This window comes from Mesorhizobium sp. Arg314 (assembly GCF_053714275.1).
On sequence record NZ_JBSKBP010000240.1, the window covers coordinates 1 to 530 of the forward strand.

At 65.8% G+C, this 530-nt stretch carries 1 protein-coding gene; it reads right to left on the minus strand.

The annotated features are described in order from the left end of the window. The coding region (locus tag ACWGS9_RS35280; RefSeq protein ID WP_454509491.1) for a hypothetical protein at window positions 1–237 on the minus strand (237 nt) is incomplete at its 3' end. Window positions 238–530: the final 293 nt, after the last annotated feature.

Sequence of the window (530 nt, forward strand, 5' to 3'; positions counted from 1 at the left end):
GGTCCTCGCGGTGGCGCACATCGGCTCCTTGGCGCTGCGCTGCAGGGCATTGGTGGGAATCGTCGTCGTTTTCGCGCCGTGCCGGGAACTAGCTCCTCGCCTTCTGATGAGAATCTCTGGCCCGACGAAGCCGAAAGCTCGCGAACCAGCCGGCACCCGGACGTGGAATCCGAGCCCGGCCGCAGTGGCCGGCCGGGAAGGTGGCGTGATCACGATGGTTCTGAGCAATTCGTCCAAGGCTCCGGCTCGCAGCGACCTTTTGGAGGTCATGGCGGCGGACAAAATCGCGACGAGGGCTCACGTTCGGACGGCGTTTCCTGGCGCGCCGGGGGCGTGGAAAGGGGCGCGCTCCCGCCCGATAGGTTGTCCGCATCCGAGCCCAGTGGAAGTGCAGGATGGCGCGCTGGCGATATGCCTGCTCCACCTCGGCGTGAAAACCTGAACTGGCCAAATGAGCCTTACCGTGGCTCAGCAACTCAGGAGCCAAGGCCGTCGCGTTCCGATGCCGAACGCTGGCGCGCCGATCCAAC